This window comes from Streptomyces sp. NPDC098789 (assembly GCF_044759975.1).
GTDB lineage: Bacteria > Actinomycetota > Actinomycetes > Streptomycetales > Streptomycetaceae > Streptomyces.
The window spans coordinates 463390-482984 of record NZ_JBIWAJ010000005.1 but is presented as its reverse complement, the minus strand read 5'-3'; the positions used below and the strand labels follow the sequence as shown (position 1 = coordinate 482984).

The window sequence follows — 19595 nt, the reverse complement described above, 5'->3', positions numbered from 1 at the left end:
GGGGTGCCGGGGGGGGGGGTTTAGTCCGCGCCCCTGCATCCCCGCGGGTGGGGGCTGGGGGGGGGGCGGGGGGGGGGGGGCCCCCCCCCGGCCCTCCGTCTACCGGGATCAGTCGGCGTTCTCGCCCTTGATGCCCAGGCCCGGCAGCAGGCCCGGGAGCAGGGGCGGGAGGGTGATCTCCGGGCGCGGGATCTCCGGTGCGACCGGTGGCAGCTGGTCGCCGTTGGCCCCGGGCGGGTTGAGCAGGCCGTCGGCGCCGCCGATGAGGCCGCCGGTGCCCGCGGACGGGGAGCCCGAAGGAGACGGGGCGGGACCCGCGGAGCCGCCGGACGGGCCGGTTCCCGTGGCCGGGGGCGCGGAGTGCTGCTTGCCGCTGGTGCCGGGCTTCGCCGGGGTGCCGGACGAGCCCGGTCCGCGGCTCTGCTCCGGCGGCTTGGGCAGCAGCCCCTGGTACGGCTCGACGTCATCGTCTATGGCCTGGAAGACCGACGTGACCTGTTCTCCCACGTCCGTGAGTTGGACCGGGAGCTTCTCGCGGAGCCTGCCCCACGCGTCGCGGTGGGAGCGGGAGAAGGACGACAGGGTCTGGATCGGACCGAGCGAGCCGTCCCGTTCGTGGGCCGACTGGAGGAGTCGGTGGCCCTCCTCCGCGTCGTGCTTCATGCCCGCGAGGGCCCGGCGGATCTCGCCCAGCACCTCGTGGTCCAGCGAGCCCGGCGACCTGCCGCGCTCCATCAGCCGACGGGCCTCCGACAGGCGGTTCGAGGCCTGGTCGAGATAGAGCTCGCCCCGGTCCGAATCGTCGTCGGCCATGCCCAGCTTGATGTCCTCCATGCCCAGTTTGACCGGGTAGAGGGAGTCACCGGGCAAGGCGTCGGTGCTGGCAGCGGCCACCCCACTGAAGGCTCCCGCGGCCACACCGACCGTGAGGCCGCCTGCTGCGATGCCCTTGGACCAGCGGGAGCGGGGTCGCAATTTCCGGAGCGAGGTCGCCCGGTGGGCGCCGCGACCGGTCCGCTGTTCGGGCACCAGAGGGTCCGAGGCGGCACCGCCCCCCGACCTCTCCTCCATCACCATGGTCTCCATGGCGGCCACGAGCTGCGCTCGTTGCACCACTTTGACGTCGGCGTCCATCTGCGGGCGTGGCATTTCGCCGAGCGCGCTCGCCAGGGCCAACAACCGGTCGCAGTCGGCAGGTTCGGCAGGTGCCTCGGACTGCTCGGCCGCCGGCTCCGGTTCCGAGGGTTCGGACGGGGTCCGATCCTCCAGGGCCTGGGCGAAGGCGTTCGCCCGCCGGTGCGGAGAAACGTTCGCGATCACTGGCGGCACCTCCTCTCGTCATGACGATCGACTCCCCGGGGTGTCCGGAAGGTTGCCTTCCTTGAGCGGATCCACCCTTTCGGGTGATCGCCTTCGGGCGGCACATGTCCACAGGGAGCCTGCATTCCGCACAACGAGCGACGCGGCACTTGGGTTACGGACGAAGGATGATCGGACCACAGCGTCATGGTCAGCGGGCGTCGTCCGGGAGGAGTCGGGCCAGGGTCCGGACTGCCCGGTACTGCAGGGTTTTGATCGCGCCCTCGTTCTTTCCCATCACCCGGGCCGTCTCGGCGACCGAGAGGCCCTGCAGGAAGCGCAGGGTCACGCACTCCTGCTGTTGGGGATTGAGCTTCCGTACGGCCTCCAGCAGCGCCGCGTTGGAGAGGGACTCCAGGACGGAGTCCTCGGGGCTGCGCTCCACCTCGTTGGCGTCCAGCATCTCGCCGGTCGTGACTTCGAGGCGGAAGCGGCTGGACTTGAAGTGGTCCGCCACCAGGTTGCGCGCGATCGTCACGAGCCAGGCGCCGAAGTCGCGGCCCTGCCAGGTGAAGGTGGAGATGCGGCGCAGCGCGCGCAGGAAGGTCTCACTGGTGAGGTCCTCCGCGGTCGCCTTGCCGCCGACGCGGTAATAGATGTAGCGGTAGACGGTGTCGCTGTACTGGTCGTACAGCCGGCCGAAGGCATCGGCCTCACCGGCCTGGGCGCGCTCGACCAGGTCCATCATCCGGGCGCTGTCGCTGTCCGCGGTGGGACGGCGGGCGGTCGGTGTGGTCGTACCGGTGGCACTGCTTGAACCGGTTGATCCGGCGCCCGCGCGGCCGCGTCTGCCCACGGTCGCTCCGCCATCCGTCAGGGCATAGCAAGGACCTACGGGGCCGAGGCCGGCGGGGACCGAGGCGGCGAAAACGGGGACGGCGTACGCGGTGGGGACGAAGCCACGCAGGTGGTCGAAGACCGTTGCGCGCAGCGTAGCCAGGCCCGAGGCGTCAACCCCGACAGGTGGGTACACGAGACTCCCAGAGGCAGAGCTTCCATCACGTGCAGTGCGGGACCGTTCACTCGTCGTGGCGACGAATGGGCGGTGGCATGCGTTTGAGGAGAATAACGCTTCGTACAGGCAGCGCTACACCTAGTTGCTCAAATCACCGGTTCCGTCGCTTCTGTTGCGTGTCCAGGGCATATTCAGTCGCACTCGGTGATCAGATATTGATCACTTCTGCTCTCGGAATGGTGGCTTCCGGGGCGGCTCACGACCGAGTCGGGCATGCCGGAATGCCGCGCCCGGAGCGCGGGTAGACGGTGGGAATGCCCGTCGCGGGCCCGGGAGTCGGGCGCGCGGGACGCGGCGGACGGGCGGGACGCCCGTGGTTGCCGCAGGAGGGCCCGCTGAGGGCTACTTGCGGCGGCGGTGCAGGGCGATCGCGGCGGCCGCGCCGCCCGCGATCGCGCCGACCCCGGCGGCCGCCGGGACGCCGACCTTCACGGCCTTGCGGCCGGTGCGATAGTCGCGCAGTCGCCAGTCGTGCGCCCGGGCATGCTTGCGCAGTTTTGTATCGGGATTGATCGCATACGGATGTCCGACCAGTGACAGCATCGGAATGTCGTTGTGCGAGTCGCTGTACGCGGCGCAGTGCGCGAGGTCGAGGCCCTCGGCGGCGGCCAGCGCGCGCACGGCCTCGGCCTTGGCGGGGCCGTGCAGCGGCTCGCCCACGAGACGGCCGGTGTAGATGCCGTCCACGGATTCGGCGACGGTCCCCAGCGCTCCGGTCAGGCCGAGCCTGCGGGCGATGATCGTGGCCGTCTCGACCGGGGCGGCCGTGACGAGCCACACTTTCTGGCCCGCGTCGAGGTGCGCCTGGGCCAGGGCGCGGGTGCCCGGCCAGATCCGCTCCGCCATGTACTCGTCGTAGATCTCCTCGCCGATCGACATCAGCTCGGAGACCCGGTGGCCCTTGACGATGGACAGGGCGGTGTCGCGGGCGTCCTGCATGTGCTCGGGGTCCTCGACCCCGGCGAGCCGGAACCACGCCTGCTGCCAGGCGAAGCGGGCCAGCTCGCGGCGGCGGAAGAACTCGCGCTTGTAGAGGCCGCGACCGAAGTGGAAGATCGCGGCGCCCTGCATCACGGTGTTGTCGAGGTCGAAGAAGGCGGCGGCGAGCTCGTCGCCGGCGACCGGGAACGCGGGCTCGACGGGCTCCGGGGCCGCTGCGGCCTCGGCTTCCTGTGCGGCCTCGGTGTCCTGCGGGGCCACGGTGTCCTGTGGGTCCACGGAGTCCAGGGAGAAACCGATCGCGGCCGGATCATCGGCCAGCGCGGTCTTGCGGGCGGCCTCGGCAGAAGCCTCGCCGGCGAGCACGCTCCGCGCGGTGGCGGAGCGCCTACGGGGGGTGAGCCATCCCAGAGCGGCCATGACGCGAGCATAGCCACTGTGTTCGGAACTTCCCGAACCCGCCGGATTCCAGGGCGTGAACAATGGGTGCATGAGCCCTTTGCTGCGCCGCAAGGAAAAGAAGAGTCCGGCAGAGCGGATGGTCACCTTGATCGGTAAGCCCGGGTGCCATCTCTGTGACGACGCCCAGGAAGTGATCGGGAAAGTGTGCGCCGACACCGGTGCGCAATGGGAGAAGAAGGACATCTCGCAGGACGAGGAGCTGTACCGCTTGTACTGGGAGCAAATTCCGGTGGTCCTGATCGATGGCGAACAGCACACCTTCTGGAGGGTGAACCCTGACCGGCTCCGTCGGGCATTGGAGGGCTGACCCCTTCGCCGGTTACCATCGTGGGCGATTTATGGGGTCTCGGGGGCGTATCGATGAGGGATGTGTACGGGTTTGTCCCCTTCGGGATTTGAACGGGTTCGGCGCGGCGGTGGTTCCGCGTCGAGGTGCCCGGGGCGCGTGACCCCGGTCACTTTGCTCGGACAAATTGGACACTATCTTTGTGCACGCGTTCACAAAGACATAGCCTGCTTCCGACGGGGTGGTCCTGGGACAAGAGGCCACCTGCAGCCCCGCTCATCCCGCAGGAGCATCGTGGCAACTGGCCGAACTCACCGACCGGCGACCCGCAGCCGAGGTATTCCCGAGGCCACTGTCGCCCGGCTTCCGCTGTACTTGCGCGCCCTCACGGCGCTCTCCGAGCGCTCGGTACCCACGGTTTCCTCCGAGGAACTGGCGGCCGCCGCCGGAGTCAACTCCGCGAAGCTGCGCAAGGACTTCTCCTACCTGGGCTCCTACGGCACCCGCGGCGTCGGGTACGACGTGGAGTACCTCGTCTACCAGATCTCCCGCGAGCTCGGGCTGACCCAGGACTGGCCGGTCGTCATCGTCGGCATCGGTAACCTCGGCGCCGCCCTCGCCAACTACGGCGGCTTCGCCTCGCGCGGCTTCCGTGTGGCCGCGCTGATCGACGCCGACCCGGCCATGGCCGGGAAGCCGGTCGCGGGCATGCCGGTCCAGCACACCGACGAGCTGGAGAAGATCATCTCGGAGAACGGCGTCTCCATCGGGGTCATCGCGACCCCGGCGGGCGCCGCCCAGCAGGTCAGCGAGCGGTTGATCGCGGCCGGAGTGACCTCCATCCTGAACTTCGCGCCGACCGTGCTGTCGGTGCCCGAGGGCGTGGACGTGCGCAAGGTCGACCTCTCGATCGAGCTGCAGATCCTCGCCTTCCACGAGCAGCGCAAGGCCGGCGAGGGCGCGGCCGCGGCCGCGGCCGCCGACGAGGGTGCCGTCCCCGCTCCGCCGCAGCCCGCCGCCACCCGCGCCCCGGCCGCTCCCGCCGCCCCGGTGCGCAAGAGCGGCCCGGAGGGCGACGTACCGGCGGTGATGCCGGCATGAGTCTGCTCGTCGTAGGGCTGAGCCACCGCAGCGCGCCCGTCAGCGTGCTGGAGCGGGCCTCGCTCTCCACCGACGCCAAGGCGAAGCTGCTGCACGACACCCTGGCCGCCGAACCGGCGACCGAGGCGGCCGTGCTCGCCACGTGCAACCGGATCGAGCTGTACGCCGACGTGGACAAGTTCCACGCCGGTGTCGCCGAGCTGTCCACGCTGCTGGCGCAGCACAGCGGTGTCGCGCTGGAGGAGCTCACCCCCTATCTCTACGTGCACTACGAGGACCGGGCCGTCCACCACCTCTTCTCGGTGGCGTGCGGGCTGGACTCGATGGTCGTCGGCGAGGGCCAGATCCTCGGGCAGATCAAGGACGCGCTCGCGCTGGGGCAGGAACTGCACACCGCGGGCCGGCTGATCAACGACCTCTTCCAGCAGGCCCTGCGGGTCGGCAAGCGGGCGCACTCGGAGACCGGCATCGACCGGGCCGGGCAGTCGCTCGTCACCTTCGGGCTGGAGCAGCTGGCCGTGCGGGTGCCGGTGGCCGAGTGGGCCGCGGGCAAGCGGGCGCTGGTGATCGGTGCCGGGTCGATGTCCTCGCTGGCCGCGGCGACGCTGGCGCGGGTCGGGGTGGCGGAGATCGCCGTCGCGAACCGGACCGCTGCGCGGGCCGAGCGGTTGGTGGAGATCCTGCGGGTCGGGGGTGCTGCCGCGCGGGTCGTGTCCATGGCTGACGTGGCCTCCGAGCTGACACGAGTCGACGTGGTCGTGTCCTGTACCGGGGCCACGGGGCTCGTGTTGACCGGGGATGACGTCGTCGGGGCGCTGGCCAAGGCCGAGGCCGAGGCCGGGAGTGCCCTGCGGGGCCCCCGGGGCTCCGCCCCGGACCCCGCGCCTCAATCTCCCCCAGCTACCGCTGGGAGGGGCCCCCGGGCGGGGCTTGATGGGGCTGAGCTGGATGGGTCTGTGTCCCACACGGCGCCGAGGCTTGATCTGGCCGGGATCGGGAACGCCGAGGTCGTGGCGCGGCTCGTGGCCGCCGCTGCGGCCGGTGGGCGGATCGCCGATGCCGGGGCCGCGCGGACGTTGACCGCCGTCGCGGTGACCGAGCGGGACGGGTGTCCCGTCGGGCTCGACGCGCTCGCCGCCGATCCCGCGCGCAGCGCCGACGGGCGCTCCGCGCTCACCGGGGTCGACGCGAACGCACTCGAACTCCACGGCACCTGGGCCGACCAGGGCGAGGCCGCCGCGCAGCGCCAGCCGCGCCGCACCGGGCGGGCCCTGGACGCGCGGGTCGACGTACGGCTCGCGCTGCTCGACCTGGCGATGCCCCGCGACATCGACGCCGCCGTGCACCGGATCCCCGGCGTGCGCCTCGTCGACATCGAGTCGCTCGCCGAAGCCTCCGCCGACGCGCCGATGGCCGCCGACGTGGACGCCGTGCGCACGATCGTCGCGGACGAGGTGGCCGCCTTCGGGGCGGCCCAGCGCGCGGCGCACATCACCCCCACCGTCGTCGCCCTGCGCGCGATGGCCGCCGAAGTGGTGGCCATGGAAGTGGCGCGGCTCGACGGCCGGGTACCCGATCTCGACGAGCGGCAGCGGGCCGAAGTGACCCAGACCGTGCGCCGCGTCGTCGACAAGCTCCTCCACGCGCCGACCGTGCGCGTCAAGCAGCTCGCGAGCGAGCCCGGCGGCGCCGGGTACGCGGACGCGTTGCGCGAACTCTTCGACCTCGACCCGCAGACGGTGGCATCCGTCAGCCGGGCTGACGCGGCCGATCCGAAGAACGACGACGACCCAGGACGGGCATCATGAACTCACGTCCCGACCAGCCGCTCCGGCTTGGGACACGGCGCAGCAAACTGGCCATGTCCCAGTCGGGACACGTCGCCGAAGCGGTCCGCGCCGTCACCGGCCGGCCCGTCGAACTCGTGGAGATCACGACGTACGGCGACGTCTCCAAGGAACTGCTCGCGCAGATCGGCGGGACCGGTGTGTTCGTCACCGCGCTGCGCGACGCGCTGCAGCGGGGCGACGTCGACTTCGCCGTGCACTCGCTCAAGGACCTGCCGACCGCGCAGCCCGACGACCTGGTGATCGCCGCCATGCCGCAGCGCGAGGACGCGCGCGACGCGCTCGTGGCGCGCGACGGCCTGACCTTCGAGCAGCTGCCCGACGGTGCGCGCATCGGTACCGGTTCGCCGCGCCGCATGGCCCAGCTGAACCACTACGCCCGCGCGCTCGGCAAGGTCATCGAGACCGTCCCGATCCGCGGCAACGTGGACACCCGCATCGGCTTCGTGCACAGCGGCGAGCTCGACGCGGTGGTCCTGGCCGCCGCCGGGCTCAACCGGATCGGCCGCGGCGACGAGGCGACCGAGCTCCTGTCGGTCGACAACGTCCTGCCCGCCCCCGGCCAGGGGGCCCTCGCGGTCGAGTGCCTCGCGTCCAACGCGGACCTCATCGCCGCGCTCGGTGAGCTCGACGACCCGTACACGCGGGCCGCCGTCACCGCCGAGCGTTCCCTGCTCGCCGCCCTGGAGGCCGGCTGCAGCGCCCCCGTGGGCGCGCTCGCCGACCTGCTGGCCGACGGGCAGATTGTCAACGAAATGCGCCTGCGCGGCGTCGTCGGAACGCTCGACGGCTCGACGCTGGTGCAGCTGTCCACCACCGGACCCGTCCCCCACTCGTACGAAGAGGCAGTGGCCCTCGGCCGCGAACTCGCGGACGAGATGCTGGCCAAGGGCGCGGCCGGTCTGATGGGGGAGCGATCCCTGTGAACCCCTCACGTCCCACCAATCCCGCCTTCGCGGCCGTTCCCGCGCACGGACAGGTCATCTTCCTCGGTGCCGGTCCGGGCGACCCGGGTCTGCTGACCCTGCGCGCGGTCGAGGCCCTCGCGGCGGCGGACGTCCTCGTCGCGGAGCCGGAGGTGTTGGAAGTCGTCCGTACGCATGCGCGCGCGGGCGTCGACACGCCTCAACTGACGGTCGTTGACGAGAAGTCGACGGCCGCCGGGGTCCCGGTCATCCGGGACGCGGCCAATATTGTCATGGAGGCCGCGCGCTCCGGCAGGCGGGTCGTCCGTGCGGTCGCGGGCGACCCCGGCCTCGACGGGAACGCCGCCGAGGAGATGCTGGCCTGCATCAACGAGGGCATCACCTTCGAGGTCGTGCCGGGCGTCGCCAACGCGGTCGGCGTGCCCGCCTACGCCGGTGTGCCGCTGCGCGGCCCGTCGGGCGCGGACGTGCGCTTCGTCGACGCGAAGAACGCCTCGTCGCGCTGTTGGAGCGAGGTCGGCGCCAGCGACGGCACGGTCGTGGTCTCCGCGACCCTGGAGACCGTCGCGGCCGCCGCCGCCGAGCTGGTGAGCGCCGGGCGCAAGCCCGACACCGAGCTGACGGTCACCGTGGGCGGTACGACGACCCGCCAGCGGACCTGGACCGCGACCCTGGGCACCATCGCCCAGGTGTTCAAGCAGGGCAAGGTGCTCCCCTCGCCCGAGGGCTCGCGGCCGGTCATAGCCGTGGTCGGTGAGCACGGCGCCGCCGCGCGGCGCGAGGAGATGGCCTGGTTCGAGTCGAAGCCGCTGTTCGGCTGGCGGGTGCTCGTCCCGCGGACGAAGGAGCAGGCCGCCTCGCTCTCCGACCAGCTGCGTTCCTACGGCGCGGTGCCGCACGAGGTGCCGACCATCGCCGTGGAGCCGCCGCGCACCCCGCAGCAGATGGAGCGGGCGGTGAAGGGCCTGGTGACGGGCCGCTACGAGTGGATCGCCTTCACGAGCGTCAACGCGGTGAAGGCGGTGCGGGAGAAGTTCGAGGAGTACGGGCTCGACGCGCGCGCCTTCGCGGGCATCAAGGTCGCCGCGGTGGGCGAGCAGACCGCCGCCGCGCTGGTCGAGTTCGGCGTGAAGCCGGACCTGGTGCCGAGCGGTGAGCAGTCGGCCGCGGGCCTGCTGGAGGACTGGCCGCCCTACGACCCGGTCTTCGACCCGATCGACCGCGTCTTCCTGCCGCGCGCCGACATCGCGACCGAGACGCTGGTGGCCGGCCTGATAGAGCTGGGCTGGGAGGTCGACGACGTCACGGCCTACCGGACCGTGCGCGCGTCGCCGCCGCCGGCGGACACCCGCGAGGCGATCAAGGGCGGCGGCTTCGACGCGGTGCTCTTCACCTCGTCGAGCACCGTGCGCAACCTGGTGGGCATCGCGGGCAAGCCGCACAACGTCACCGTCATCGCCTGCATCGGTCCGGCGACCGCGAAGACGGCGGAGGAGCACGGCCTGCGGGTCGACGTCCTGTCGCCCGAGCCGAGCGTCTCGAAGCTGGCGGAGGCCCTGGCCGAGTACGGCGCGGCGCGCCGCGACGCGGCGAAGGAGGCCGGCGAGGTCGTCTGCCGCCCGAGCGAGCGCAGGCCGGGGGCGCGGCGTCGTCGTACGACCTGACGGTCGGTCGAGCAAGTCCTCCACTGGGGCCCGGGTGCGCACTGCGCGCCCGGGCCCCAGTGGCATGCTCAGGCCATGGATGAGCTGATCGCGGCGGTGGCGGCGTACGACTACGAGGCCGCCGGGGCACTGGTGGCGGCCGGTGCCGATCCGGGCCGGGCGCTGCCCGACGGGACGACCCCGCTGCTGCGGGCCGTCGAGGGCGGCTCCCCGACGCTGGTGTCGGCGCTGCTGGCCGAGGGGGCCGGGGAGCGGTTGCCGCGGGCGGAGCGGGACCGGCTGCTGGCGGCGGCCCGCCGGTGGTCGCTGGCGGGCGCGGAGGCGGAGCTGCGGCGGCTGACGGGGGCGCGGGGGCCGGTGGGCGTGCGCGCCGTCGAGGAGGAGTGGACCGACATCGAGCAGCTCACCCTCGGCGGAACGACGGTCCGGGACGGGCACCCGGGTGTGCTGACGGCGCTGGAGCGGGCCTTCGGCATCGAGACGCCGCTGGCGGAGCTGATGGACCGGGCGGCCCGTTACCCGGACGTGTGCCACGCGGTGTGGGCGGAGAGCAGGCATGCCGCCGGACCGAGGCCGGACGGGGAGGACTGGGCGCCGGTGCTCGCCTTCCACCGCCATCCCTCGGCGGCGTACCGGCTCTTCGTCGCCGACTGCCTGGACTCCCGGCCCGATGTCGTGAGCCTCGATGCTCCCTGGTTCGAGGAGGAGCGGCGGCTGTTGCACGCCTGGGCAGCCGAGGAACCGGACGCGGGCGTGCTCGCGCTCCTGCTGAAGGCCTTTGCGGGAGAGGAGCACGTGGACGGGGAGGGCATCGGGCTGCTGCACCTGACGCATCCCGATCAGCGGGTGCGCCGGAAGGTTCCGCACTGCTTCGGCCTGCTGGGCGTCCCGCTGACGGACCGCGCCCGGAAGGCGCTGCACGCCATGGCGGGGGACCGAGACGCGCGGGTGCGGAGTTCGGTGGCCGATTCGTTGGCCCACGACGAGTCGACGGCCGTCTCCAGGAAGGTGCTCCTGAGGCTGCTGGGGGATGCCGAGCACGCGGTACGGCTCGCTACCGCCGGGGCGTTGGCCCAATGGCGACAGCACCGGACGCCGGAGGTGGTGGAGGCGCTGGCAGCCCTGCTGGACGAGGAGGACCAGCTGCTGCGCCTGGAGGGCGCCTTCGGGCTGGCGCTGCGCGACGACCCGCGCGCCCCGGAGGCGTACGAGCGGGTGGGCCCGCTGGGCCCGGAGTTCGAGTACGACCACCGGGCCGACGGGCTGTGGCGCTGGCGGGTCAGGCAGCGACCCAGCGAGTGAGGTCGGCCCAGGTCGCGGGGCTGACGGCCAGGGTGGGGCCGTCAGTGAGCTTGGAGTCCCTGACGTGGACGGTGTCGGCGCAGGGGGCGACTTCCAGACAAGCGTCGCCCTGGTCGCTGCTGTAGCTGGACTTGAACCACGTCAGTGAGGTGCTCATAGCTCTCCTAGCAGCCGATCCAACAAGTCCGTCGTGTCAGCGAAGTTGAGGGCCTGTGACCGCAGCATCGCATATTTCTGCGTGAGGATGCTGACCTCGTTTGGGTCCCGTACGAGGAAGCTGCCGCGTTGCGTTTCCGCGTAGGCGAGGTGCTGGAACTCCGGTGTTTCCAGCAGCGTGAAAGGGCCTGCGAGACCAGCGTGGACCGTGATGCCGAGGGGGAGCACCTGGAGTGAGAGGCCCGGGCGATCGGCGCACGCGCGGAGGTGGCGCAGTTGTTCCCGATATACCTCGGGTCCACCGATCCGGTCGCGTAGGGCCGCCTCCGAGATGACGAAGCTAAGGGTCGGCGGGACGGGACGGGTGAGGATCTCCTGGCGCCGGATCCGGTGAGAGGTCTGGAGCTCAATCTTCTCCGTGCCGATGAACGGCACGTGGCAGCTGAGGACCGCACGTGCGTAGTTCTCGGTCTGGAGCAACCCGGGAACGGTAAGCGTGTTGTACCAGGAGAGGGCGAGGGCTTCTGCCTCCCGTTCCATGTACTCCTCGGCCCAAGCCGGGACCATGTCGACTTCGGGGAGCCGGTTGGCCGCGACCGTCAAGAGGCCCGGGAGTCCGAGAACCCGGTCCATCTTCTCGGCGACGTTCGGCATCAGGACTCGCCTGCCCTGCTCGATCGAGGCGACAGTCTCGATGTCGATGTGCAGCGCTTCGGCGAAGGCGCGCTGGGTCAATCCCTTGGCGATGCGTGCGGTGGCGGCCATGGCGCCGACCATCTTCATCGCCGTGTCGTTGGGCCGTAGCCTCTTGCGTGGTGGCATACCTGTGAACTCCCCGAGTACGCAGAAGAGATACCGGTATCGACTCGTACTCATGAAGGAGTACGAGTTCCCGGACTCCTCCACGCTAGTCACACACCGCGACCATCGCCTTGTGAACGTGGAAATGGACGTCGCCGTGCTGCGTGAGCGGGTCTACCCTCGCAGCCGCCAAACCGTGTGCTCTGCCAGGGAGTTCACCCGTGTCACATTGCACGCGTGGGGTGTCACGCACCGCCGGGACGAGATGTTGCTCTGCGTGAGCGAGCTGGCGACCAACGCGCTGCTGCACGGCGTACCGGCCGGGCGGGGGTACCGGCTGCGGGTGCTGCGGTGCGGGGGGTCCGTACGGTTCGAGGTGCACGACAGTGGCGGCGGGCGGCCGTGCGTGGCGGACCGGGATCCGGAGGCCGAGGGCGGGCGCGGGCTGCTGCTCGTGGCGGCGCTCGCGGACCGGTGGGGGGTCGGCGTGCGGGTGCCGGGGAAGGTGGTGTGGTGCGAGTTCGGGCTCGGGGAGGAGGCCGGCCGGGACCCCCTAGGCTGGGTTCCGACTGCTGTCGATGCTCGAAGAGGCGACTGAAGATGAGCGCGTACGGATCCTTCCCCGGCTCGCGGCCCCGCAGGCTGCGCAGCACCCCCGCCATGCGGCGGATGGTCGCGGAGAACCGGCTGCACCCCTCGGACCTGATCCTGCCGGCCTTCGTCCGGGAGGGCATCAGCGAGCCCGTCGCGATCTCCGCGATGCCGGGCGTGGTCCAGCACACCCGGGACACGCTGCGGAAGGCCGCCGCGGAGGCCGTGGAGGCGGGCGTCGCGGGCATCATGCTCTTCGGCGTTCCGGCGGACGAGAAGAAGGACGCGCTCGGCACGGCGGGCACGGAGCCGGACGGCATCCTCCAGCTCGCGATCCGCGATGTGAAGGCCGAGGTCGGCGACGACCTGGTGATCATGTCGGACCTGTGCCTCGACGAGTTCACCGACCACGGTCACTGCGGGGTGCTCGACGCGCAGGGCCGGGTCGACAACGACGCGACGCTGGAGCGCTACGCCGAGATGGCGCAGGTCCAGGCCGACGCGGGGGTCCACGTGGTGGGCCCCAGCGGCATGATGGACGGGCAGGTCGGCGTGGTCCGTGACGCCCTGGACGAGACGGGCCACGAGGACGTCGCGATCCTGGCGTACACGGCGAAGTACACCTCCGCCTTCTACGGTCCCTTCCGCGAGGCCGTCGGCTCCTCGCTCCAGGGCGACCGCAAGACGTACCAGCAGGACCCGGCGAACTCCCGCGAGTCGATGCGCGAGCTGGCGCTCGACCTCGAAGAGGGCGCCGACATCGTCATGGTGAAGCCCGCGGGGCCGTACCTGGACATCCTGTACCGGGTCGCGCAGGCGGTGGACGTGCCGGTGGCGGCGTACCAGATCAGCGGCGAGTTCGCGATGATCGAGGCGGCGGCCGAGAAGGGTTGGATCGAGCGCGACCGGGCCATCCTGGAGACGCTGACCGGTATCAAGCGCGCGGGCGCCGACACGATCCTCACCTACTGGGCGACCGAGGTCGCCGGCTGGCTGCGCGAGGCACGCTGAGCGGATCCTTCCGCCAGATCTCGCTTTCTCAACGGGCCCGGCGCGGGCCACACTTGGACTCATGACCGGTGACGAGTCCGCCCCCGCGCCGGAGCCCTTCGAGTACCTGGAACGCGTCCAGTGGCAGGCCTTCCGCCGGGCGTGCGCCACCATGCGGCTGCACGACGCCCTCCAGCGCCGAATATGGGCCTTCCAGGCGCCGAAGGTGGAGGCGCTGGGCTGGTTCCCCGACGAGGGCGGGTCGGCCGACCTGACCCGGTACCTGTCGCGGCTGGGCGCCGAATGCGCCGTGTACGTACGGGAGTCGACCGGGCCGTGGCCGCCGACCCGGGCCCGGGGTGGGGGCGGGCGGCTGGTGGTGGCGGCGGCCGTCTGGCCGCGGGTGGGGCTCTCGGGGCTGCGGATCGCCGCCTACGGGCGGGACCGCTCGCTGGAGGAGGTCGACACGGACGGCGTGCGGCTGGAGGACACCCACCTCGACGTGCCGTGGCTGCGGGCCTGCCTGCCGGGGCCGGACCAGCCCCCGCTGCGGGTGGTGGAGCGCTGGCGCCGGGCGGCCACGGCCCGCTTCGACTGGCTCTAGCGCGGGGCGGGGCGCAGGCTGGAGGGACAGAGCCTTGGAGGTGGTGCGTCATGTCCACGCTCGCCGGATGGCATGTGGAACTGGAATTCACCGAGGACGGCCACCGCACCAACACGGCGGCGTTGCTCAGGCTGGCCGACGGCTCGGAGGTGAAGGGGCGCGGCTACGCCATGCGACACCCCTCCGACCCGGAACAGCTGAGGGTCGGAGAGGAGATCGCGGGCGCGCGGGCGCTGATGGACATCGCGTCCCAGCTGTTGCAGAAGGCGCACGGCGAGATCGACGAGGCGACCGGCCGGCACTCCTACCCGCTCAACCACTGAACGGCAGAACCGCTACTGCGGCATCGACGCCGTGATCACCGAGAAGGCGCCGCCCTGGGGGTCGGCGAGGACGGCCATGCGGCCCGCCGCCATGTCGAAGGCGGGGGCGAGGACGCTGCCGCCGGCGCGGACGGCGGCGGCCTGGACCTCGTCCACGCTGTCGACGTGGAAGTACGCCTGCCAGTGCGGGGGGACGCCGGGCGGGAGCGAGGACAGGTCCATCATCCCGCCGACCTCGCGGCCGTCGACCTTGAACTCGACGTACCCGTCGGCCCCCGGCATCTCGGAGGCGGCCGTGGTGATGGGCAGGACGGAAGAGTAGAACGCCGCGGCGGCCGGGAGGTCGGAGGTGACCAGCTCGTTCCAGATGAGCGCCCCGTGCTCGTTGACGATGCCCGCGCCGTCGAACGTGCCGGGCTGCCACAGGCCGACGACCGCGCCCGTCGGGTCGGCCAGGACCGCCATCCGACCGAGGTCCATGACGTCCATCGGGCCCATCATGACCGTGCCGCCGGCGTCGCCGACGGACTTGACGGTGCCGTCGATGTTGTCCGTGGACAGGTACGTCGTCCACACGGTCGGCGGCAGCGGGTCGGGGACGGTGCCGTCCGGGTTGCTCGCCTTCATGATGCCGGCGACGGGCTTGCCCTTGAGGGTGCAGACGGAATAGCCGCCGGTCTCGGGCGGGCCGACCTCGCCCTGCCAGCCGAAGAGGTCGCAGTAGAAGTCGAGGGCGGCCTGCTGGTCGGGGACCATCAGGTCGATCCAACACGGGGTGCCGGGCTTGTAGGGGCCGCTCATGTCGGGCACGGATGCCTCCGGGTGAGGACTGCTCGGGGATGGACGGCCGGTCCCCTACCCACCCTGTACCGACCGAACCGGGCCGTACGGGTGAGGGTGCGTGCTAGCCGGATGCTCGCGCTGGCGCCATTCTTTTCGCATGGCCACCTTGTACGTACGCGACCTGTCCGACGAGGCGCTCGTCGAGCTGAAGGTACGAGCCGCCCGGAGCCGCCAGTCGCTCCAGGCGTACGTCCGGACCTTGCTGGAGGAGGAAGCGGCGACCCCGTCCGTCGAGGACGTCGTCACGCGGATCCGCTCCCGGGTGTCGGCCGAGCTGAGCTCCGCCAGCTCGGTGCGGCACGCCGAGCCGTAGAGGCGATCGCTCACACGGCGGATTTCTTGGTGTCGGCAGCCAGGGCCTGCGCGATTCCCGCGTGCGCGGCCGCGATTTCGGCCTCGTCGAAGTTGTCCTCCCACCCGGCGGGCGCGGGCATGGCCTCGGTCGCAGCGATGTCCGCGTCGATGTCCGCGAAGCGCCGCGTGCGCAGTGCGTCGTCCGTGCTGATGCTGAACCGCTCCCGCTCCTCGGAGGCCATGGCAAGAACGTAGCGCGGCGTGTCACGCGGTGTCCGGGGAAAACGCGACGGCCCCCCGCGCGGGTGCGCGGGGGGCCGTCGGGGGCCTCCGTCAGAGCTTCTCGGGGGTGCGGATGCCGAGGAGGGACATGCCCTTGGCAAGGGTGCTGGCGGTCAGGTCGGCCAGGAAGAGGCGGTTCTCGCCGACGGCGAGTTCCGGCTCGGGCTTGATGACCGGGCACTGCTCGTAGAAGGTGCTGAACAGGGAGGACAGCTGGTAGAGGTACGCGGCCACCTTGTGCGGGGCGTACTCGGTGGCGGCCTCCTCGATCAGCTCGCCGAAGCCGTCCAGGTGCAGGCCCAGCGCGCGCTCGGCCGGGGCCAGCTCCAGCTCCGGGTGGGCCAGCGGGCTGCGCTCGCCCGCCTTGCGCAGGATGGAGCGGATGCGGGCGTACGCGTACTGGAGGTAGACGGAGGTGTCGCCGTTGAGCGAGACCATCTGGTCCAGGTCGAACTTGTAGTCGCGCGCGGCGGAGGTGGAGAGGTCCGCGTACTTCACCGCGCCGATGCCGACGTACTGGCCGTTCTCGACGATCTCGGCCTCGGTCAGGCCGACCTTCTCGGCCTTCTCGCGGACCACCGCGGTCGCCCGCTCGACGGCCTCGTCGAGGAGGTCCACCAGCCGGACGGTCTCGCCCTCACGGGTCTTGAACGGCTTGCCGTCCTTGCCGAGGACGGTGCCGAAGGCGAGCTGGACGGCCTTGGTGTCCTCGTTCAGCCAGCCGGCGCGGCGGGCCGTCTCGAAGACCATCTTGAAGTGCAGGGACTGGCGCGCGTCCACGACGTACAGCAGGGTCGAGGCCTTGAGGTTGCCCACCCGGTCGCGGATCGCGGACAGGTCGGTCGCGGCGTAGCCGAAGCCGCCGTCGGACTTCTGGACGATCAGCGGGGTCGGGTTGCCGTCCGGGCCCTTGACGTCCTCGAAGAAGACGCACAGCGCGCCGTTGGAGCGGACGGCGACGCCCGACTCCTCCAGCAGGCGGCAGGTCTCCACCAGCATGTCGTTGTAACCGGACTCGCCGACGACGTCGGGGTCCTGGATGTCCATGTCCAGCTTGTTGAAGACGGAGTAGAAGTAGATCTTCGACTCGTCGACGAACCGCTGCCACAGCGCCAGCGTCTCCGGCTCGCCCGCCTGGAGGTCCACCACCCGGGCCCGGGCGCGGGTCTTGAACTCCTCGTCGGAGTCGAAGAGGGCGCGCGAGGCCTTGTAGAGGCGGTTGAGGCTGGACATCGCCTCCTCGCCGGAGACCTCCGCGCCGCCGGCCGCGGCGCCGTGGTCCAGCTCGTGCGGGTGCTCGATCAGGTACTGGATGAGCATGCCGAACTGGGTGCCCCAGTCGCCGATGTGGTGGCGCCGGACCACGCTCTCGCCGGTGAACTCCAGGATCTCGACCATCGCGGCGCCGATCACGGCGGACCGCAGGTGGCCGACGTGCATCTCCTTGGCCACGTTCGGCTGGGCGTAGTCGATGACCGTGGTGCCCGCGGTCGGCGAGAGCGGCACGCCCAGGCGCGCGTCGGCGGCGCGGGCCGCCAGGGTCTCGACGATCGCGCGGTCGGTGAGGGTGATGTTGAGGAAGCCGGGGCCGGAGACCTCGATCTCCTTGATCAGGTCACCGGTGGGGATGCCCTCGACCACGGTGGTCGCGAGCTCGCGCGGGTTGGCCTTGGCCTTCTTCGCGAGCGCCAGGATGCCGTTGGCCTGGAAGTCGGCCCGGTCGCTTCGTCGCAGCAGCGGGTCGCTCGCACCGGCGTCCGGCAGGGCGGAGGCGAGTGCGTCGGCGACGCGCTGGTTGACGGAGGAAGCGAGGGAAGGGACCGAGGCCATGAGCTGCCGTTCCTGTGAGGTCGTGCGCGAGCGTGTTCTTGGGGGTTCCGACAAGGATCGAGTATCCCATGCGGGGGCCCGGCGCTTCCCGGGATATCGGGCGGGACGGCTCGCGTGAGGTGAGGGGGCGGGAGCAACCCCGGAGCGTTCTCTTCCGTCTGGGAGAATGGCCGAAGCCGGCATTCGAGATAGAAGGACGTGACGTGGCTCAGAGCGCCCAGAGCAGCACCGAGACCGATTGGGTCTCCCGTTTCGCGGACGAGGTCATCGCCGAGGCGGAGCGCCGAGCCCCGGGCACGGCAACATCAGTCGCTACCGCTCCGGTCATCGTCGTCGCGTCCGGACTCTCCCCCTCCGGCCCGATCCACCTGGGCAACCTCCGCGAGGTCATGACCCCGCACCTGGTCGCGGACGAGATCCGCCGCCGGGGCTTCGAGGTCCGCCACCTGATCTCGTGGGACGACTACGACCGGTACCGCAAGGTGCCCAAGGGCATCCCCGGCGTCACCGAGGAGTCCCACGCCCAGCACATCGGTCGCCCGCTGACCGCCGTGCCCGCGCCCGAGGGCTCCGCGTACCCGAACTGGTCCGAGCACTTCAAGGCCGCCATGGTCGAGGCACTGGCCGAGCTGGGCGTCGAGTACGACCCGATCAGCCAGACCGAGCAGTACACCGCCGGTACCTACCGCGACCAGGTGCTGTTCGCGATGAAGCACCGCGCCGACATCGACGCGATCCTCGACCAGTACCGGACCAAGCAGAAGCCGGGCGGCAAGAAGCCGCAGCAGAAGCAGGTCGACGAGGCCGAGCTGGAGGCCGCCGAGGGTTCGGGCGCCGCCGCCGAGGACGACGGCAGCGCGGACGGTACGGAGTACTTCCCGTACAAGCCGTACTGCGCCGAGTGCGGCAAGGACTTCACCAAGGTCACCTCCTACGACGACGAGAGCACCGAGCTCACCTACGTCTGCACCGAGGACGCGTTCACCGAGACGGTCAAGCTCAGCGAGTTCAACCGCGGCAAGCTGGTCTGGAAGGTCGACTGGCCGATGCGCTGGGCCTTCGAGGGCGTGGTCTTCGAGCCCTCGGGCGTCGACCACTCCTCGCCCGGCTCGTCGTTCCAGGTCGGCGGCCAGATCGTGCACCTGTTCGGCGGCGAGCAGCCGATCGGCCCGATGTACGCGTTCGTCGGTATCAGCGGCATGGCGAAGATGTCCTCCAGCAAGGGCGGGGTCCCGACCCCGGCCGACGCGCTGAAGATCATGGAGCCGCAGCTGCTGCGCTGGCTGTACGCCCGCCGCAGGCCGAACCAGTCCTTCAAGATCGCCTTCGACCAGGAGATCCAGCGGCTCTACGACGAGTGGGACAAGCTGGAGTCCAAGGTCGCCGACGGCAGCGTGCTGCCCGCCGACGCCGCCTCGCACGCGCGCGCCGTGCGGACCGCCGCCGGTGAGCTGCCGCGCACGCCGCGGCCGCTGCCGTACCGCACGCTCGCCTCGGTCGTGGACATCACGGGCGGGCACGACGAGCAGACGGTCCGGATCCTGAACGACCTCGACCCGGCGAACCCGCTGGGCTCGCTGGACGAGGTGCGCCCGCGTCTGGACCGCGCCGAGAACTGGATCTCCACCCAGGTCCCGGCCGACCAGCGCACGCTGGTGCGCGAGGAGGCCGACGCGGAGCTGCTCGGCTCGCTGGACGACGAGGGCCGGGAGTCGCTGCGGCTGCTCCTGGAGGGCCTGGACTCGCACTGGTCGCTCGACGGCCTGACCACGCTCGTCTACGGCGTGCCGAAGGTGATGGCGGGCCTGGAGCCGGACGCCAAGCCGACGCCGGAGCTGAAGGTCGCGCAGCGGACGTTCTTCGCGCTGCTCTACCGGCTGCTGGTGACCCGGGAGACCGGCCCGCGCCTGCCCACGCTGCTGCTCGCGGTCGGGGCGGACCGGGTGCGCAAGCTGCTCGCGGTCTGACCGTACGGACGGA

The 19595-nt window shown here is 71.3% G+C and carries 20 protein-coding genes; 12 read left to right on the top strand and 8 right to left on the bottom strand.

All coding sequences use genetic code 11. From position 1 onward, the window contains the following. Window positions 1–108: 108 nt before the first annotated feature. From ACIQWR_RS14530 to ACIQWR_RS14520, 3 genes are all read right to left on the bottom strand, one after another. Window positions 109–1320 carry a DUF5667 domain-containing protein gene (locus tag ACIQWR_RS14530; RefSeq protein ID WP_404008455.1) on the bottom strand — a complete coding sequence of 404 codons (1212 nt, stop codon included), beginning with the start codon at window positions 1318–1320 and terminating at the stop codon, window positions 109–111. 190 nt (window positions 1321–1510) lie between these two features. Then, on the bottom strand, window positions 1511–2332 hold the full coding sequence (locus ACIQWR_RS14525; protein ID WP_399263991.1) for an ECF subfamily RNA polymerase sigma factor, BldN family: 822 nt from the start codon (window positions 2330–2332) through the stop codon (window positions 1511–1513). A 384-nt stretch (window positions 2333–2716) separates the two neighbouring features. Next, window positions 2717–3733, bottom strand: coding sequence for an HAD family hydrolase (locus ACIQWR_RS14520; RefSeq protein WP_404008453.1), 1017 nt, complete (start codon window positions 3731–3733; stop codon window positions 2717–2719). 70 nt (window positions 3734–3803) lie between these two features. Here ACIQWR_RS14520 and ACIQWR_RS14515 point away from each other — a divergent pair, with 70 nt between their 5' ends. The 6 genes from ACIQWR_RS14515 (at window position 3804) to ACIQWR_RS14490 (ending at window position 10901) form a co-directional block, all read left to right on the top strand. Further along, window positions 3804–4082, top strand: a complete 279-nt coding sequence (locus ACIQWR_RS14515) for a glutaredoxin family protein (protein WP_399263995.1) — start codon at window positions 3804–3806, stop codon at window positions 4080–4082. Window positions 4083–4355: 273 nt separating this feature from the next. Continuing rightward, the gene (locus tag ACIQWR_RS14510) at window positions 4356–5162 is read left to right on the top strand and encodes a redox-sensing transcriptional repressor Rex (RefSeq protein ID WP_404008450.1); all 807 of its coding nucleotides are present in this window, start codon (window positions 4356–4358) and stop codon (window positions 5160–5162) included. Continuing rightward, the gene (locus tag ACIQWR_RS14505) at window positions 5159–6970 is read left to right on the top strand and encodes a glutamyl-tRNA reductase (RefSeq protein ID WP_404008448.1); all 1812 of its coding nucleotides are present in this window, start codon (window positions 5159–5161) and stop codon (window positions 6968–6970) included. The genes ACIQWR_RS14510 and ACIQWR_RS14505 overlap by 4 nt, the downstream gene beginning before the upstream one ends. After that, window positions 6967–7935 (top strand): hydroxymethylbilane synthase, encoded by a 969-nt coding sequence (hemC, locus tag ACIQWR_RS14500; protein WP_404008445.1) that lies wholly within the window; start codon window positions 6967–6969, stop codon window positions 7933–7935. Before ACIQWR_RS14505 ends, hemC begins: the two co-directional genes overlap by 4 nt. After that, on the top strand, window positions 7932–9599 hold the full coding sequence (locus ACIQWR_RS14495; protein ID WP_404008443.1) for a uroporphyrinogen-III synthase: 1668 nt from the start codon (window positions 7932–7934) through the stop codon (window positions 9597–9599). Before hemC ends, ACIQWR_RS14495 begins: the two co-directional genes overlap by 4 nt. Window positions 9600–9674: 75 nt before the next feature. Next, window positions 9675–10901, top strand: coding sequence for a HEAT repeat domain-containing protein (locus ACIQWR_RS14490; RefSeq protein ID WP_404008441.1), 1227 nt, complete (start codon window positions 9675–9677; stop codon window positions 10899–10901). Here ACIQWR_RS14490 and ACIQWR_RS14485 read toward each other — a convergent pair. Together ACIQWR_RS14485 and ACIQWR_RS14480 are read right to left on the bottom strand one after the other, a co-directional pair. Beyond that, the gene (locus tag ACIQWR_RS14485; protein WP_404008438.1) at window positions 10879–11058 is read right to left on the bottom strand and encodes a DUF397 domain-containing protein; all 180 of its coding nucleotides are present in this window, start codon (window positions 11056–11058) and stop codon (window positions 10879–10881) included. The genes ACIQWR_RS14490 and ACIQWR_RS14485 overlap by 23 nt on opposite strands. Beyond that, window positions 11055–11972 carry a helix-turn-helix domain-containing protein gene (locus ACIQWR_RS14480; protein ID WP_404008435.1) on the bottom strand — a complete coding sequence of 306 codons (918 nt, stop codon included), beginning with the start codon at window positions 11970–11972 and terminating at the stop codon, window positions 11055–11057. Before ACIQWR_RS14480 ends, ACIQWR_RS14485 begins: the two co-directional genes overlap by 4 nt. Window positions 11973–11991: 19 nt before the next feature. Between ACIQWR_RS14480 and ACIQWR_RS14475 the strand changes: the two genes are divergently transcribed. The 4 genes from ACIQWR_RS14475 (at window position 11992) to ACIQWR_RS14460 (ending at window position 14366) form a co-directional block, all read left to right on the top strand. Next, a complete protein-coding gene (locus ACIQWR_RS14475; protein WP_404008433.1) occupies window positions 11992–12456 on the top strand; it encodes an ATP-binding protein in 465 nt (154 codons plus the stop codon). A gap of 2 nt (window positions 12457–12458) precedes the next feature. Beyond that, window positions 12459–13460: a porphobilinogen synthase gene (gene hemB / locus ACIQWR_RS14470; protein WP_404008430.1), complete on the top strand. Its 1002-nt coding sequence runs from the start codon at window positions 12459–12461 to the stop codon at window positions 13458–13460. Between the two features lie 61 nt (window positions 13461–13521). Further along, window positions 13522–14043 carry a hypothetical protein gene (locus tag ACIQWR_RS14465; protein WP_404008427.1) on the top strand — a complete coding sequence of 174 codons (522 nt, stop codon included), beginning with the start codon at window positions 13522–13524 and terminating at the stop codon, window positions 14041–14043. Window positions 14044–14093: 50 nt separating this feature from the next. After that, window positions 14094–14366 (top strand): DUF1876 domain-containing protein, encoded by a 273-nt coding sequence (locus ACIQWR_RS14460; protein ID WP_404008424.1) that lies wholly within the window; start codon window positions 14094–14096, stop codon window positions 14364–14366. A 12-nt stretch (window positions 14367–14378) separates the two neighbouring features. On the opposite strand, the gene ACIQWR_RS14455 is transcribed toward ACIQWR_RS14460, so the two are convergent. Then, the gene (locus ACIQWR_RS14455; protein ID WP_404008513.1) at window positions 14379–15167 is read right to left on the bottom strand and encodes a VOC family protein; all 789 of its coding nucleotides are present in this window, start codon (window positions 15165–15167) and stop codon (window positions 14379–14381) included. 139 nt (window positions 15168–15306) lie between these two features. Between ACIQWR_RS14455 and ACIQWR_RS14450 the strand changes: the two genes are divergently transcribed. Then, a complete protein-coding gene (locus tag ACIQWR_RS14450) occupies window positions 15307–15522 on the top strand; it encodes a FitA-like ribbon-helix-helix domain-containing protein (protein WP_404008421.1) in 216 nt (71 codons plus the stop codon). Window positions 15523–15532: 10 nt separating this feature from the next. Here the strand turns inward: ACIQWR_RS14450 and ACIQWR_RS14445 are convergent, their stop codons facing one another. Both ACIQWR_RS14445 and argS read right to left on the bottom strand, forming a co-directional pair. Beyond that, window positions 15533–15745, bottom strand: coding sequence for a hypothetical protein (locus tag ACIQWR_RS14445; RefSeq protein WP_404008419.1), 213 nt, complete (start codon window positions 15743–15745; stop codon window positions 15533–15535). Window positions 15746–15836: 91 nt separating this feature from the next. After that, entirely contained in the window at window positions 15837–17615 is a 1779-nt protein-coding gene (argS, locus tag ACIQWR_RS14440) for an arginine--tRNA ligase (RefSeq protein WP_404008417.1), read from the bottom strand. A gap of 203 nt (window positions 17616–17818) precedes the next feature. Between argS and lysS the strand changes: the two genes are divergently transcribed. Beyond that, window positions 17819–19582 (top strand): lysine--tRNA ligase, encoded by a 1764-nt coding sequence (gene lysS / locus ACIQWR_RS14435; protein WP_404008415.1) that lies wholly within the window; start codon window positions 17819–17821, stop codon window positions 19580–19582. Window positions 19583–19595: the final 13 nt, after the last annotated feature.